Raw genomic sequence first — 14,805 nt, 5'->3', positions numbered from 1 at the left:
CTTGATACTGGTGTTTTGGTTGCTTATTTCAGGAAATCTGATCGCTTTCATCAATGGGCTGTAACTCAATGGAGACAGGTTGATTTACCTGTATTCACCTGTGATGCTGTGATTTCAGAAGCTTGTTTTCTGTTTCGTGATTTACCTCATATTCAACAGGGAATTATTGAATTGATTGAGGGTAATGTAGGTTTATCGTTGTTTTTGGTAATAATGAAAGCCCGGAAACAACCCTTAAAAATGTAAAATTGAATAATTGCAGTTTTCTCATCTAACAGATTTTGAATTTCTGGATATTGAATTGGTGTAAAATCAACCTTTTCAGCAATCAATTCTACTAAATTGCGGGTTTTACTGCGTTCAATATAACTGATAGCTTCCCTTTCTTTACCCAAACCTAAACAAACTTCCACCATGCGTACAAAAAGTTTATTCCATTCTTCTGCTTGTTTGCGTTTACTTTCTTCCCCAGAAATAATTTCCACCCGCAAATCTTCAACTGTGGCAATGGCAGATTTAAAGGTATCGTAAGCTAAATTTAATTGTTGTGAATCTTGGTAAGCAATACCCAAATTTAATAAAGTTTGAGCATTTTCTACAGGAAAATTGGTAATGACCTAATTTCATTTTAAGTGACATCATTTGCAATCTTCGACAATCAACCTGTAAACTAGCAAAATCAAGACAATTTAAACTCTTTTAACATTTTGCTTATTCCAAGCATATTCACTGAATATAGCATATAGTGATCAATCAAATCCTGTAAATCCTCAAATCCTGGATATCCTGATTCTGACAATTGCTAGTTTATAATTAATCTAAATGTAACTTTTCCATTTACCAAAGAGGAATAAACAATGAAAGGATGGGAAACTTTAGATGCTATAGAAAGACAACCTGATAAAGTCAGTGGTGCATGGGTATTTCGAGGAACAAGAGTTCCCGTTACTGCATTATTTGAAAATTTACGTGATGGTGCAACAGTAGATGAGTTTTTGGAGTGGTTTCCCCCTGTACAAAGATCACAAGTTGAAGCTGTACTTAATTATGAGCTTGAAACATTAGCTGCTTAGATATCATTAGATATGAAAATTCTTTTTGATCAGGGAACTCCAGTACCACTACGAAAATATTTAATCAACCATTCTGTAACAACAGCTTACGAAGAAGGATGGTCTAATTTATCAAATGGAGATTTACTAAAAGCTGCTGAAAATAAAGGATATCAAATACTTGTTACCACAGATCAGAATTTGCGTTATCAACAGAATTTGAGTGAACGTCAAATTGCAATTGTTGTTTTACTATCAACTTCATGGCCAAAAATTAGAAAACAAGTTGATCAGGTTTGCTCTATTATCAATACAATTGAATTGGGTGATTATCAAGAAATTTCTATAATCTAAAAATCCTGATCCTGAAAATCCCTAAATCCTGGACATTATCTCGACTTACTTAGGCAAGCTCAGTACAAGCTTAACTAAAGTTAATATTATTAGGCGATCGCCTATCTAGTAAAATCAAATATCATCAGGATAGATACCTAATGCTCTTAAATAAACCACTAACTTCCCCTATTGCTACTCACAGTTTAATAGTATCGGGTTTTCATGCCTTATCAGATCCCATTAGAATCAGTGTTATAGAACTTCTGCGTCAGCGTGAACTCTGTGTATGTGACTTATGTGATGCTTTAGAAATAAATCAATCAAAACTTTCTTTTCATCTCAAAACCCTCAAAGAAGCAAGTCTAGTAAATTCCCGTCAACAAGGACGCTGGATTTATTACAGCTTGAATACTTCCCAATTTCAGGTTCTAGAAACATATTTAGCAGAGTTTCATCTGAATTATGGGGTTTTAACTCCTCGTTCCTGTTGTGAGTAGCGGGGAATTAGACTCGGTACAAATTTATTCTAAGTAGGTTTTTCTCGTTCCCAGTCAGAGTATGGGAACGAGATGACTAGATAGAACAAATCCCTGCAATCTTGAAAGACTACAGAGATTTGTTTTTTCATTTGGTGGCGGGAAGTGGATTTGAACCACTGACCTTCGGGTTATGAGCCCGACGAGCTACCAGGCTGCTCTATCCCGCGTCGCTTTTGTCGTTTTCCTCTCGACTCCTTTAATATAACGCAAAGTCAAAAGTTTGTCAACTATAAAAGCGATAATTCTCCAACTACTTCCAAACGCTTGTATTTCCCCAGGTTCATGAACTTCTCGGCCAGACTTTGGGCTATGCTGGGGGTGATCCAACCCATTTGTTGGAGGAGGTGAATAGCTACGGCGTATTTAGCGCGTTTTGAGCCATCCATTACCTTAATAGCTAATCCCATACCTTCCCCAAGTCGGCTAATACACTGCACACCTTCTGCACCAGATTTACTAACTAATTCGCTTGGAGTTAAGCGCATCAGTTCTGTGTCAAATTCTCCTTCACCAGCCACCATTGTAGGATGATGGTTCATAGCGCGAACGATGCGTTCCATATCCACGCTATTGCTAGAAGCTAAGACAGCATATAAAGAGGCCATTTGACTGAGTTGCATCAGGTATGTGGGTGCGCCACAGTCATCATGGGCTGTGAGAAATTCTTCTGCTGGCATTCGCAGCAATTCTGCTACTTTGGTAATAATTAACTGTTGAATTGGGTGTTTCCGATCCAAATAGTTAGTTAACGGCCAATGGCGTTGTTGACAAACAGCTAACATTCCTGCGTGTTTACCAGAGCAGTTATATTCTAAACGACTGCTTTTACTTTGGGGGATTGGGCATTGTATAACATTTGCGTCAATATCTGCCCGCCACAGAATGTTAAATACCTGTCTTACCTGTTCTATGCTGCCTTTATGGGAACTGGTGATGATGGCTAAGTCTTTATCACTCAAACCATAGCGTTCTAATGTGCCTGTGCTAGTGACAGCCAGGGCTTGAAATGGTTTGAGAGCAGAACGGACAAATGCAGCAGTTTCAGCGTTACCAGCTACAGAAAGAACCCGTCCCCGGTCGTCGCTAACTACAGCCTGGACTAGATGCCGAGATTCAATAATACCTTCCCGCAGTAACCGGACTTCCAGGGCTGCGGCTTGAGTTCGTTTTCCCATTGTCATGGGTTTATATCTACTTTGTGAATTGTCAGTGGTCAGTGGTCAGTGGTCGGTTGTCGGTTGTCAGTTGTCGGTTGTCAGTTGTTTTACTAATAACTAATAAATAATAACTAACGACCAATAACTATTTACAGGAAATGCCAAACTATAGTACCCACAAGATACATTAGAGCCAATGCGGCAAAGGTAATTTGCAAGCGTTGGAAAATGGGTTTAATTTCGTAGGTAACAATTAAGCGATCGCGGGTAATGACTGCTTGGGGTTTTGTCCAAGTTTGTCCGTCATACCAACCAGATTCTTCATAGAATACCGTGGGACTGTCAAGGCGATCGCGTACATAGAACCAACCTAAATACAACCTGATCAAGACTAGCACGACAGTGACACTAGCAGAGCCAGATCCACAAAGCAGAAAATTAAAAATCTGCTTTTGGGGAGGAAAGCTGGCCGCTGCCACAGGTCCTGCTATCAACCAAGACCAAGCCCAAATCCAAAAGATTTTTTTGGTGTAGTTGCTCCAGCTTAAGGTACTATCTCGAAATAGCCAGGCGTTTTTTAATTCCTCATACTCATTGAGTGGTTGTTGTTCTGTAGGCACTGGACAATTCTCCAGGGAGGAGCGCATCATATCGGTTAACCCCCAACATCATCGGAGTTTGGCATGAAAATACGTTCCGCGTGTCCCCAGAACGCTTCTAAATTATAAAACTCCCGTTCCCTTGGCATCATGATATGGACGATGACATCACCATAATCTTGTAGTATCCATGTTCCTTCCGCTTTTCCTTCTGTGGTGCGGGGTCGTCGTTGCCACTCAATTTCCACTTGTCCTTCTACTGCGTCAGCGATCGCTCTCACCTGTACTTTAGAGTAACCGGTCATGATCACAAAGTAATCAGACAGGTAAGAAATATTTGCCAGGTTTAGCAATATAATTTCTCCTGCTTTGCGCTCATAACCGGCTTGAGCAATAGTTAGAGCTAAATTTTTACTTGTAGTTTCTGTGTCAGTTTTAGGTTCGATCACAGCTTTCTTTGTCAATGAAAAATTTCCTCTTAAAGATTCAGTCATTCAACCTCTTATGCTTTTTCCTTTTGCAGCTACTTGATCTACTTATGTAACTTACTGACAATTGACACTCTCAGAGCTTTTAAATACTGGGACTCTTGATCGCTACTGTCAATGAGTCATCCTGTAACTAACAAATAACTGAACTAGAATTGTGTGAATGGGTTTTTTCTGAATAGTAACATATTCTACAGTTAATACTTTATGCCTAAATGGCTTTAGTCTCTATTCATCATTTTCTAGTATTTTGTCCTAGTTTTTGGCAGATTATTGTTAAATTTTCCTATTTAATCCCTTGAGTAGCTGATTTATTTTACTTAAATATGATTTTAATTGATACTGCTATTATGCAATACCAAAAAATCAACTCAAATCTGTTATTTCACAGAATACAATCTATAAGTTATAATGAGTAATAACAGTTTGAGCTATCTACCAAGATTTTAAATCCTATAATAAGTCCGTAAATCGGCCATCGTTTTGCAGAGTTTTTAGGATCTGCTTAATTTCCTGGGTACGATCCTTTTTCACTACTAGGGTAACATTGCGATCGCGGACAATGACCACATCTTCTAAACCGATAGTGACAATTACATCATCAGGATTGGAGGCATAAATAATTGCTCCTTGAGTATCTAAGCCAACATGGGTAGCAAGTTCTACATTAGGATTATCCTCTTGTTTGAGTAAACGTTCAATAGCATTCCAATCACCCAAATCATCCCAACCAAATGCCGCCGGTAAAACATAAGCTAAACTAGTTTTTTCCATCAGCGCGTAATCTATACTTTTTTTAGGTAATTGGGGGTAAATATCAGGGCCATATTGTTGTAAAGGTTGGATAATTTCTGGTGCATGAGTGCATAATTCTGCTAAAACAACACCGGCTTGAAAAACGAACATACCACTATTCCAGCTAAACCGTCCCGTAGATAAAAAAGTTGAGGCAGTTTCCCGGTCGGGCTTTTCAGTAAAACGCTGAACATGATAAGCTGGCAAGTTATTAAAGCTACATAAGTTTTCACCTTGCTCAATATAACCATAGCCAGTTGATGGAAAATTAGGTTTGATCCCCAAAGTCACTATTGCCGGGGTACTTCTTGCTAACTCGGTAGCAGCGGATATAGTAGCTAAAAATACCTCTGGATCAGCAATCCAGTGGTCAGCCGGGAAAAAACCAATCATAGCGTTTTCTCCGTAACGCTTGTTAATTTCTAAACTGGCCCAAGCAACGGCTGCGGCGGTGTCTCGTCCTACGGATTCAATGAGTAAATTTGATTCTAGTAAATCAGGAAGTTGTTCTCTGACTCCTTGGGCAATGGCGCTGGAGGTAATTACCCACAAGTTTTGCCAACCGTTAGCCAATGGTAACAATCGATCAGCGGTTGCTTGTAGTAAGCTCTTAGAGCTACCATCAAGACTTAAAAATTGTTTCGGTCTGTCGAGTCGGCTCAGAGGCCAAAAACGTTCACCTTTACCACCTGCTAAAATCACAGGAAAAAATAAATTATTCATACTGGAAAGCATACCCAATGCAGAACAATACAAGTTTACATCCATTTAATTTTGAATTTTGGATGATCTTGACTGATAATTTCGGTTAGTTAAGTATGTTGTAATTATCACAAATTAAAAATGTGAGGACAGCAAAACCCAACAAAATCTAGCTGATGCTTTTCTAAAATCCAAAATTTGCACTGTCAACTTTTGCAGTCGCAATATTTGTAGCTTGTATTAACATACCTTTAAGGAGTGGTTGAGTGGGGAGAAAATTGTGATTAAACAAATTCAATGGTTAGAAAATCAGGTCATACCTCAACAGGTAACAGCACCAGAGCAGGAGGTAAAACAGCCACCAGTTCAAAAGTCAGAAAATCAGACAATAATTCAACAAGTACCAGTGTCAAACCCCCTGGTAAAACCACCAGAATCAGTTTACTCTTCTCGTAACGTCGTGGAATCAGTGGGTGCTTTTCCTAACGAACTCTATGAGCGATTAGGTTTATCAATTCCCCGCTGGTTATTGTGGGTACTAACTTTTGTTCTAGGTATAACTGTATCTGGTTTATTAGCATCCAGTTTGGCGCTATGGACTCCTCTATGGAGTAATCTAGACCAAACGAAAGATGATGAATTTGGTTCTTATAAACAGAATCAAGTCAAAATACCCGCAGGTTTATGGACTCAGCTTTCTCAGTATAAACTATCAAGACCCATGAATATTTTAATTATGGGCATTGAACCAGTTGCCGGAACTGTAGACGGTTCACCGGAAAGTTTTGCTGGTAAAAGTGATACCATGATGTTGGTGCGCTTAAATCCCAGTGATCAGACGATTCGCGTTCTGTCAATTCCTAGAGGGACAATGATAGCTATCCCGGAACAGGGCTTAACTCAAGTATCTGAAGCTAATGCCAAGGGTGGTCCAGTTTTAGCCGCACGGGTAGTTAGTCGCAGTTTAAACAATGCTCCCATAGATAGATATATCCGCATTTCTACTAGTGGCTTCCGCCAATTAGTTGACCAGTTGGGTGGAGTAGATGTATTTGTCCCCCAAACTATGAATTATCAAGATCGCTCAGGTGGCTTGTCAATAAATTTAGTCAGCGGTTGGCAAAATCTTAATGGTGAACAAGCAGAACAGTTTGCCCGCTTTCGTGAATTAGGTATGGGAGATTTACTTAGAGTTCAGCGACAACAAGCACTAATTACTGCTTTAATGCAAAAGCTCAACAGTCCCACTGTTTTACCCAGGTTGCCCCAATTAACTCGCATTATGCGGAAGTATTTTGATACTAACCTCAAAACGGAGGAAATGATGGCATTGGCGAATTTTTCCGTGAATGTAGAACGGGATAGTTTCCAAATGGCAATGTTACCCGGTACTTTTAGCAAATTCAGTCAAGATGCTAATAGCTATTGGTTAAATATGACTGGTCAACAAAGCTTATTAAATGATTTTACTGGTGTAAATGTCGCTGGTATTACGTCGGATACCAGACCTATTTCTGCTCGGAGAGTTGCTGTTCAAAATACTACTAATCAACCTCAGCTAACGCAAAGGGTAATTACCTATCTTAAACAGAAGGGTTTTACTAATGTTTACCCAGTTCCAGACTGGCCAGACACCCAGAATCAAACTCAGATTATTGTCCAAAAAGGCAACCGACAACCAGGAGTTGATTTGCAACAAGTTTTAGGTTTAGGACAAGTTGAAGTTTCAGGCAACGGTGATCTAGAATCTGACCTGACAATTCGCATTGGTAAAGATTGGAAATAGTCAGTTGTCAGTTGTCCGTTGTCCGTTGTTCGTTGTTCCTTGTCATTTGTCTGTTGTCCGTTGTCAAGGAAAAACAATTGACTATTGACAATAATATATAGGAATAATATTTGATTTTTGGTAGCTTGCGTGGCGTAGCGATACAAGACTCAGTAGGTATCAATTCTGTCTTTATTCGAGTTAAGAGTTAAGAGTTAAGAGTTCCCTGTTCCCTGACCACACAAGTAAATTCACAGAATCAAACCGGATTCCTATAGCAATTCCCAAGTTCAAGAAATACGCCCCACGCGCGCTGTCGCGCACCCCCCCATAAGCCTTGGGGAGGGTTGGGGAGGCAAAGTCCATAAACAATTAAACAAATTTATGAACAAAATTTTGTTAAGATATCTAACTTTAATTTCTATTTTGGCGGGATTGTGTATTATGATTCCGCAAATAACATTGGCTCAAGTTAATACCATTAACTACAGCAATGCTAACTTAGAAAATCGTAACTTTTCCTATACTGATTTTGTCGGTGGAACTTTTGTCGCAGCCGAAATGCGGGGAACAAATTTCCAAGGTGCAAATTTAACTAACGCCATTTTTACCAAAGGCGTTTTATTAAAGGCTAATTTAGAAGGTGCAAATTTAACAGGCGCTTTAGTTGATCGTGTTACCTTAGATGGTGCTAATCTAAGAAATGCCATTTTTACGGAAGCAACTTTGACCCGCAGCCGCTTTTATGATGCTGATATCACTGGCGCTGATTTTACAGACGCATTAATTGATCGTTATCAAATATCCCTACTCTGTAAAAGGGCTGATGGTTTTAATCCTGTCACTGGTATTTCTACCCGCGACAGTTTAGGTTGTCGTTGAACAACTGACAACTGACCACTGACAACTAAGCTGTACTGCATTTAGTTTGTATAATTATAGTGAGCAAGATGCCCGCACCACAAAGTTCAAGTAAATTGTGCTTATCAAATTTAGCTGCGTAACAGCTTAACAACTGACAACTGACAACTGACCACTGACCACTGACAACTAATATTTTGTGACACAACAAGAAAAAAAACCCGCCCGTTCTTTCGCTGGAATTGCTGGTATTGTTGCCGCAGCAACATTAATTAGTAAGGTATTTGGTTTAATTAGACAACAAATAATCGCTGCGGCTTTCGGTGTAGGTGCAGCAGCTACGGCTTATAGTTATGCCTATATTATCCCCGGTTTTCTTTTAATCTTACTTGGTGGTGTCAACGGACCTTTACATAGTGCCATTGTCAGTGTTTTATCTAAACATAAAGAAGAAGAAGCAGCACCTATAGTAGAAACAGTAACAACTATTGTCGGTGGGTTGTTGCTAGTAGTGACATTTGCCCAAATATTCTGCGCTGAGTTAATTATTGATTTAGTTGGTCATGGCTTAGAAGCAACTACAAGAGCGATCGCAATTCGTCAAATCCAAATTATGTCCCCATTGTCCTTATTCGCGGGCTTAATTGGGATTGGTTTTGGGACTTTAAATGCAGCTAATCAATATTGGTTATTATCAATTAGTCCTTTATTATCCAGTCTAGCCGTTATTATCGGTATCGGTATTTTAGTTCTAGAATATGGTAAACAAATTATTAATCCCGAATATGCTTTCATCGGTGGCATGGTATTAGCCTGGGGGACTTTAGCGGGAGGAATTATTCAGTGGTTAGTACAATTAATTGTCCAATGGCGGTTAGGATTAGGGACATTACGGCTAAGATTTGATTTTAAATCTCCCGGTGTTCAAGAAGTAATTAAAATCATGACTCCAGCCACCATATCATCAGGAATGATGCCAATAAATGTCGCCACTGACCTTTATTTTGCCAGTCCTATTGCCGGTGCAGCAGCAGGTTTTACCTATGCTAATCTTTTAGTGCAAACTCCTTTGGGAATTATTTCTAATATAATTTTACTGCCTTTATTACCAACATTTGCTAAACTTTCTCACCCGGACAATTGGCCAGAACTAAAATTACGCATTCGTCAAGGACTTTTACTAACTGCTGTTACTATGCTACCTTTAGGGGCTTTAATGGTATCTTTATCTGAACTAATTGTCCAGATAGTTTATCAACGGGGAGCATTTAAACAAGAAGCAACTCAGTTAGTATCTTCTTTATTAGTTGCTTATGGAATTGGGATGTTTGTCTATTTAGGGCGTGATGTTTTAGTCAGAGTATTTTATGCTTTAGGTGATGGACAAACACCTTTTAAAATTAGTACATTTAATATTTTTCTCAATGCTATATTGGATTTCTTATTAGTTGAACCTTTTGGCGCACCGGGTTTAGTTTTGGCTACAGTTGGCGTTAATTGTGGTTCGATGTTGATGTTGTTATTTTTGCTGAACCGCAAACTTAATGGTTTACCTTGGCGGGAATGGTGTATCCCTATTCTGGGTTTAACTGGTGGTAGTATTATATCGGGTCTAGCTAGTTTTGGAGCTTTAATAGTTTCTCGTCAAGTTTTGGGTAAACCAAATTTAATTAGTTTATTAATAGAATTATCTATATCTGCTTTGGTGGGAATTGGTGTATTTTCTGTCATTGCTTCGAGAATGAATATTCCCGAGGTGAATACTTTTGTAATTAAGATGCGACAAAAGTTTTTGAAGAAATAAGAAGAAATAAATTAAAATTACCGTCAGATAATTCTCATGATCATCGAATTTACCCTCGCTAACTTCAAAAGTTATAACACAAGCCGCTTACCTTTAGGAGCTTTGACTGTTTTAATAGGTGCAAATGCCGCTGGTAAAAGTAACGCCCTGGAAGGTTTGCGCTTGCTGTCATGGCTGGCACAAGGACAAAAACTCTCTAGTATTCAATATGCTGTGAATAGTGCCGAGGCAGTGGTGCGTGGTCGAGTCAATGATTTATGTTGTCATGGACAATCAAGTTTTACCATTGGTTGCCGATTAGATATACCTGAATGGAATGAATTAAATATAACTCTGAGCGTGCGTGATGGAGAACTACACATCAGTAGTGAGCGCATTACTGACTCAATAAATACAGTCCCCTTATATGAATTAGATCAACCTTCCCAGGGAATAAATACTGATGTTGGTGTGGCCTATAACAACTTTACAATGGGTCAAAACAAGCCAAAAATAACTTGCAGTGATCAAATGGCTATATTTATGCAATTAGATAGCCCTGGGCGTTTTGATGTCAAGTATGAAAAATCCCAAAAAATAATTCCTGAGACTGTCCGCGAATATCAACGAGTCTTACAGAATATTCTGTTTTTAGATCCTATTCCCGCCAAAATGCGCGAGTACAGTTTCAAATCAGATAAGCGATTACAAGAAGATGGTAAAAATCTTTCTAGCGTTTTATATCGTTTATGGGAAAACCAACCTGAAAATCAACAGACCATTCTCAATTTCATCCAGAGTTTACCAGAACAGGCTATAGATGGGCTAGATTTCCTGATTGGACCTAGGGATGAGGTTATGGTGCGACTAGCAGAAACTTTTGGCGATAACCGTCGCTATTATGAAGCAGCATTATTATCAGATGGTACATTACGAGTGTTAGCGATCGCTGCTGCTATGCTATCGGCTACTCAAGGTAGTTTAGTAGTAATTGAAGAAATTGACAACGGTGTTCATCCCAACCGTGCTAAACATCTACTGGCCAGCATTCGAGATATTGCCGAGAGGCGTAAATTACGAGTATTGCTTTCTACCCATAACCCAGCTTTAATGGATGCCTTACCTGATGTTGCTTTAGGTGATGTAGTCTTTTGTTTCCGAGATCCAGAAGAAGGGAATAAAGGAAATAGCCGCCTTGTTAGGCTTAGAGATATGGAAGATTACTCTAGTCTAATATTACAAGGACCATTGGGACAACTGGTAACTACTGGGGTAGTGGATAGGTTTGTTAAGTCACCGCACACACCGGAAGACAGAAAACAGCAAGCCCTGGCCTGGCTGTCTCGTTTGCAGGAGTACAGCTATGAGTAGTATCTGCTTGATTGATACTAGCGTATTCCTCAATATACTTAATGTTCCCCGCTGTAATGAGGATAGGGAATCAGTGATGCAAAATTTTCAGGAGTATATTGAGTTAGGCTGTACTTTTCTGTTACCTATGGCGACAATACTGGAAACAGGCAACCACATTGCCCAGAACGGTGACGGTACAATCCGAAGAAAAACAGCTATCCATTTTGTTGAACAAGTTAAGGCTGCATTTAACGGAGAAGCACCCTGGCGGCCTACAGCATTTCCAGATACAAAAGAAATATTATCCTGGATTGACCAATTCCCGGATCTGGCAGGCAAAAATAAAGCTCCTGATAAGCAAGAAGGAACAAGCTTTGGTGATCTCAACATCATTCAAGAATTTCATAAATCGTGTCAACTCTTCCCTATGAGTGAAGTATTTATTTGGTCACTAGATAGGGATTTACAAAGTTATCACCAAATGTCAAATACCAGAAGAAGTTAAGCAAGTTATTGAACGTTGCGCGCCTAAACCTGTTGTCCGAGTAGACATCTGGGGGTAAAGATTGGATAATTTTGATTTCTTCCCAGTCTTTACCCATAATTTGCTGTCACCACTTGTACAAGTGACAACTTACCTTTAAAATGTTAAACAGCGTCTATCGGGAAATCAAATTCCAGGCTAAACCCATCAATTAGCAGTGCTATTTGATTTCAGTGTTTATATTAAATTTCACGAGAGGTTATGGACAAAAGTCCAACAGATGGCAGTAGTACCCTCCTCTAAGCTGGCGAGGCAGTCTCCCAGCGCGGGGGAGACTTTAGGAGATGTCTATTATGCTGACCCAGGAAATTCGTAGTTCCTTAGATATTGCTGACTTAAATCAGCTTAAATGTGATTTGAATTGTCTACAACCTGTAGATGTGGGAGATTATATCAGCCAATTGCCAGAAAAACAAAGGGCGATCGCTTTTCGGCTACTCAACAAAGACCAAGCCATTGATGTCTTTGAATATTTACCCACAGAAGTACAGGAAGAACTAATCAACTCTCTCCACGATGCCCAGGTAGTCCACCTGGTGGAAGAAATGAGTCCCGACGAACGGGCGGAATTATTTGATGAACTACCAGCGGGAGTAGTTAAACGACTATTACAACAACTCAGCCCAGAACAAAGACAAGCCACGTCAACGATTCTCGGCTATCCAGAAGGGACAGCGGGGCGGGTAATGACCACGGAATATGTCCGCTTGCGGCGAGGGTTAACTGTGGGTGAAGCCCTCAGTAAAATCCGCTTGCAAGACGAAGACAAGGAAACAATTTACTACGCCTATGTAACTGATGATAACCGCAAATTAGTGAGTGTAGTTTCTTTGCGTCAGCTATTATTTACCTTTCCCGATGTTTTAATTAAAGATATTGCCAGCCCTCACGTTGTCAAAGTGAGAACAGAAACACCCCAGGAAGAAGTCGCCCGGATTATGCAGCGTTACGACTTAATCGCCATGCCTGTGGTTGATAGGGAAGATAGATTAGTCGGTATTATTACGATTGATGATGTAGTAGATATTTTAGAAGAAGAAGCTACAGAAGATATCCAAAAATTGGCAGGGGTCAGTGGTGACGAAGAAGCCTTATCTCCCCCACACATTACCATTCGTAAACGGTTGCCTTGGTTATTGGGGATTATGGGATTATACATTGGCGCGGCCAGTGCGATCGCTCCTTTTCAATCTGTGATTGCTGCTGTACCAGTCCTGGCCGTGATTATGCCCATATTTTCTAATACTGGCGGCACTGTCGGTATACAAGCACTTACCGTAACTATTCGTAGTTTAGGCGTAGGAGACGTTACACCTGAAGATACCTGGAAAATCCTCCGTAAAGAACTCTTAGCCGGTTTAGGAACAGCCCTAGCATTAGGAATAACAATGATTGCTCTTTCGCTGATTTGGGCTAAACCTCAAGAAAAATGGGTAGCTTTAATTGCAGGGGTAGTCATGGCCACTAATACAATGGTGGCTGTTACTCTGGGAACTTTGTTACCCATGGCCTTAAAGCGGTGCAAATTAGATCCGGCTTTAATGAGTGGTCCGTTAGTCACAACCATGTTAGATACCATCGGTTTTTTAACCTTTCTCAGTATGGTTTCTATGGCTTTAAATATATTTCATTTACAATCTTAAAGGATTGGTAATTGGTAATGGGTAATGGGTAATGGGTAATTGGTAATTGGTAATTATATATATTATTTTCATTATTACCAATTATCTAATAACCCAAAATCTCAAATCCAAAATCCAAAATCCAAAATCCAAAATCTCAAATCTAAATGCCTACAACTACCTGGAATCGTCATCATATTCTCACACTTGCGGACTTTACAACGGCCGAATATAACGCCGTTTTACAAACTGCGGCTTCATTTCAAGAGGTACTATCACGACGGACAAAGAAAGTCCCCACATTACAGGGACAGGTGGTAGCAAATTTATTTTTTGAACCCTCTACCCGCACCCGCAGTAGTTTTGAAATAGCAGCTAAACGGTTAAGTGCAGATACTCTCAATTTTGCTGCTTCCACATCTTCCATGACTAAGGGAGAAACTATTTTAGATACAGCAAAAACCTATTTGGCAATGGGAACTGATATCATGGTAATCCGCCATAAAGATGCCGGAGTACCGCTGAGTATAGCCCAAGAAATGGATCGTTTAGGTGTAAAAGTTAGCGTTCTTAATGCTGGTGATGGACAACACGAACATCCATCTCAGGGATTACTTGATTTATTTACTATTTGTAATTTAATTGATCCCGCACAACCAAGAATTGAATTATTAAAAGGCAAGAAAATTGCTATTGTTGGAGATATTTTACATTCCCGTGTCGCCCGTTCTAATATTTGGAGTTTAATTGCTAGTGGGGCAGAAGTGCATTTAGCAGCACCCCCCACATTATTACCTAAATTCTTTGCTGAATATTTGGGTGTCAACGAAAATTCTCATCGTTTATTTACCCATTGGCAGCTAGAACCAGCTTTAGAAAATGCTGATTTTGTCATGACTTTACGTTTACAAAAAGAACGCATGACAGCCAATTTATTACCTAGTTTAAGAGAATATCATCAATTATTTGGTATTACTCGCCCTAAATTAAAACTTTGTCAACCTGACGTTAAAGTTTTACATCCAGGACCTGTTAATCGTGGTGTAGAAATTAGTTCTGATTTAATGGATGATCCTGAATTTAGTTTAATTCAATCTCAGGTAACTAGCGGTGTGGCAGTACGAATGGCACTTTTGTATTTTATCGGTAACAGATTTTAATAGGACTTACACAACTTCCACAAAAAATACTCCTAATACAGCACTTACA

15 protein-coding genes and 1 tRNA gene are annotated in these 14,805 nt (G+C 39.5%); 10 read left to right on the top strand and 6 right to left on the bottom strand.

Annotated features, from left to right (window positions below):
* Positions 1 to 152: 152 nt before the first annotated feature.
* A complete protein-coding gene (locus ACIR310F_RS0103775; RefSeq protein ID WP_028082673.1) occupies positions 153 to 572 on the bottom strand; it encodes a hypothetical protein in 420 nt (139 codons plus the stop codon).
* A 285-nt stretch (positions 573 to 857) separates the two neighbouring features.
* Here ACIR310F_RS0103775 and ACIR310F_RS0103770 point away from each other — a divergent pair, with 285 nt between their 5' ends.
* The 3 genes from ACIR310F_RS0103770 to ACIR310F_RS0103760 all read left to right on the top strand — a co-directional run bounded on the left by ACIR310F_RS0103770 (position 858) and on the right by ACIR310F_RS0103760 (position 1,885).
* Positions 858 to 1,073 (top strand): DUF433 domain-containing protein, encoded by a 216-nt coding sequence (locus ACIR310F_RS0103770; RefSeq protein ID WP_028082672.1) that lies wholly within the window; start codon positions 858 to 860, stop codon positions 1,071 to 1,073.
* Positions 1,074 to 1,085: 12 nt separating this feature from the next.
* Positions 1,086 to 1,406: a DUF5615 family PIN-like protein gene (locus ACIR310F_RS0103765; RefSeq protein ID WP_028082671.1), complete on the top strand. Its 321-nt coding sequence runs from the start codon at positions 1,086 to 1,088 to the stop codon at positions 1,404 to 1,406.
* A gap of 140 nt (positions 1,407 to 1,546) precedes the next feature.
* The gene (locus tag ACIR310F_RS0103760) at positions 1,547 to 1,885 is read left to right on the top strand and encodes an ArsR/SmtB family transcription factor (RefSeq protein WP_035367577.1); all 339 of its coding nucleotides are present in this window, start codon (positions 1,547 to 1,549) and stop codon (positions 1,883 to 1,885) included.
* 132 nt (positions 1,886 to 2,017) lie between these two features.
* On the opposite strand, the gene ACIR310F_RS0103755 is transcribed toward ACIR310F_RS0103760, so the two are convergent.
* The 5 genes from ACIR310F_RS0103755 to ACIR310F_RS0103735 form a co-directional block, all read right to left on the bottom strand.
* A tRNA-Met gene (locus tag ACIR310F_RS0103755) sits at positions 2,018 to 2,094 on the bottom strand.
* A gap of 60 nt (positions 2,095 to 2,154) precedes the next feature.
* Entirely contained in the window at positions 2,155 to 3,108 is a 954-nt protein-coding gene (locus tag ACIR310F_RS0103750) for an asparaginase (RefSeq protein ID WP_028082669.1), read from the bottom strand.
* Positions 3,109 to 3,233: 125 nt separating this feature from the next.
* Positions 3,234 to 3,734, bottom strand: a complete 501-nt coding sequence (locus ACIR310F_RS0103745; protein ID WP_028082668.1) for a CGLD27 family protein — start codon at positions 3,732 to 3,734, stop codon at positions 3,234 to 3,236.
* A 5-nt stretch (positions 3,735 to 3,739) separates the two neighbouring features.
* The gene (rsfS, locus tag ACIR310F_RS0103740) at positions 3,740 to 4,177 is read right to left on the bottom strand and encodes a ribosome silencing factor (protein ID WP_028082667.1); all 438 of its coding nucleotides are present in this window, start codon (positions 4,175 to 4,177) and stop codon (positions 3,740 to 3,742) included.
* Between the two features lie 447 nt (positions 4,178 to 4,624).
* Complete coding sequence (locus ACIR310F_RS0103735; protein WP_028082666.1) at positions 4,625 to 5,689, bottom strand: mannose-1-phosphate guanylyltransferase; 1,065 nt, start codon at positions 5,687 to 5,689, stop codon at positions 4,625 to 4,627.
* 259 nt (positions 5,690 to 5,948) lie between these two features.
* On the opposite strand from ACIR310F_RS0103735, the gene ACIR310F_RS0103730 reads away from it, so the two are divergent.
* The 7 genes from ACIR310F_RS0103730 to ACIR310F_RS0103700 all read left to right on the top strand — a co-directional run bounded on the left by ACIR310F_RS0103730 (position 5,949) and on the right by ACIR310F_RS0103700 (position 14,756).
* Entirely contained in the window at positions 5,949 to 7,454 is a 1,506-nt protein-coding gene (locus tag ACIR310F_RS0103730; RefSeq protein ID WP_028082665.1) for an LCP family protein, read from the top strand.
* A 363-nt stretch (positions 7,455 to 7,817) separates the two neighbouring features.
* Positions 7,818 to 8,315, top strand: a complete 498-nt coding sequence (locus ACIR310F_RS0103725) for a pentapeptide repeat-containing protein (protein ID WP_028082664.1) — start codon at positions 7,818 to 7,820, stop codon at positions 8,313 to 8,315.
* A 178-nt stretch (positions 8,316 to 8,493) separates the two neighbouring features.
* Positions 8,494 to 10,098: a murein biosynthesis integral membrane protein MurJ gene (gene murJ, locus ACIR310F_RS0103720; RefSeq protein ID WP_028082663.1), complete on the top strand. Its 1,605-nt coding sequence runs from the start codon at positions 8,494 to 8,496 to the stop codon at positions 10,096 to 10,098.
* Positions 10,099 to 10,134: 36 nt separating this feature from the next.
* On the top strand, positions 10,135 to 11,448 hold the full coding sequence (locus ACIR310F_RS0103715; protein WP_028082662.1) for an AAA family ATPase: 1,314 nt from the start codon (positions 10,135 to 10,137) through the stop codon (positions 11,446 to 11,448).
* 76 nt (positions 11,449 to 11,524) lie between these two features.
* Positions 11,525 to 11,935, top strand: coding sequence for a hypothetical protein (locus ACIR310F_RS0103710; protein ID WP_231387378.1), 411 nt, complete (start codon positions 11,525 to 11,527; stop codon positions 11,933 to 11,935).
* A 332-nt stretch (positions 11,936 to 12,267) separates the two neighbouring features.
* On the top strand, positions 12,268 to 13,617 hold the full coding sequence (gene mgtE / locus ACIR310F_RS0103705; protein ID WP_028082660.1) for a magnesium transporter: 1,350 nt from the start codon (positions 12,268 to 12,270) through the stop codon (positions 13,615 to 13,617).
* Between the two features lie 146 nt (positions 13,618 to 13,763).
* Positions 13,764 to 14,756 carry an aspartate carbamoyltransferase catalytic subunit gene (locus ACIR310F_RS0103700; protein WP_028082659.1) on the top strand — a complete coding sequence of 331 codons (993 nt, stop codon included), beginning with the start codon at positions 13,764 to 13,766 and terminating at the stop codon, positions 14,754 to 14,756.
* Positions 14,757 to 14,805 lie beyond the last annotated feature (49 nt).

This window comes from Dolichospermum circinale AWQC310F (assembly GCF_000426925.1).
Taxonomy (GTDB): domain Bacteria; phylum Cyanobacteriota; class Cyanobacteriia; order Cyanobacteriales; family Nostocaceae; genus Dolichospermum; species Dolichospermum circinale.
Note: the sequence above shows the minus strand (reverse complement) of the source record. Positions and strands in the feature narration are given on the sequence as shown.

Excerpts from the sequence above, each read along its gene's own strand:
- ACIR310F_RS0103770 (WP_028082672.1), top strand. The coding sequence starts at position 858 with ATGAAAGGATGGGAAACTTTAGATGCTATAGAAAGACAACCTGATAAA.
- ACIR310F_RS0103765 (WP_028082671.1), top strand. The coding sequence starts at position 1,086 with ATGAAAATTCTTTTTGATCAGGGAACTCCAGTACCACTACGAAAATAT.
- ACIR310F_RS0103760 (WP_035367577.1), top strand. The coding sequence starts at position 1,547 with ATGCTCTTAAATAAACCACTAACTTCCCCTATTGCTACTCACAGTTTA.
- ACIR310F_RS0103750 (WP_028082669.1), bottom strand. The coding sequence starts at position 3,108 with ATGACAATGGGAAAACGAACTCAAGCCGCAGCCCTGGAAGTCCGGTTA.
- ACIR310F_RS0103745 (WP_028082668.1), bottom strand. The coding sequence starts at position 3,734 with ATGATGCGCTCCTCCCTGGAGAATTGTCCAGTGCCTACAGAACAACAA.
- rsfS (WP_028082667.1), bottom strand. The coding sequence starts at position 4,177 with ATGACTGAATCTTTAAGAGGAAATTTTTCATTGACAAAGAAAGCTGTG.
- ACIR310F_RS0103735 (WP_028082666.1), bottom strand. The coding sequence starts at position 5,689 with ATGAATAATTTATTTTTTCCTGTGATTTTAGCAGGTGGTAAAGGTGAA.
- ACIR310F_RS0103725 (WP_028082664.1), top strand. The coding sequence starts at position 7,818 with ATGAACAAAATTTTGTTAAGATATCTAACTTTAATTTCTATTTTGGCG.
- ACIR310F_RS0103715 (WP_028082662.1), top strand. The coding sequence starts at position 10,135 with ATGATCATCGAATTTACCCTCGCTAACTTCAAAAGTTATAACACAAGC.
- ACIR310F_RS0103710 (WP_231387378.1), top strand. The coding sequence starts at position 11,525 with ATGCAAAATTTTCAGGAGTATATTGAGTTAGGCTGTACTTTTCTGTTA.
- mgtE (WP_028082660.1), top strand. The coding sequence starts at position 12,268 with ATGCTGACCCAGGAAATTCGTAGTTCCTTAGATATTGCTGACTTAAAT.
- ACIR310F_RS0103700 (WP_028082659.1), top strand. The coding sequence starts at position 13,764 with ATGCCTACAACTACCTGGAATCGTCATCATATTCTCACACTTGCGGAC.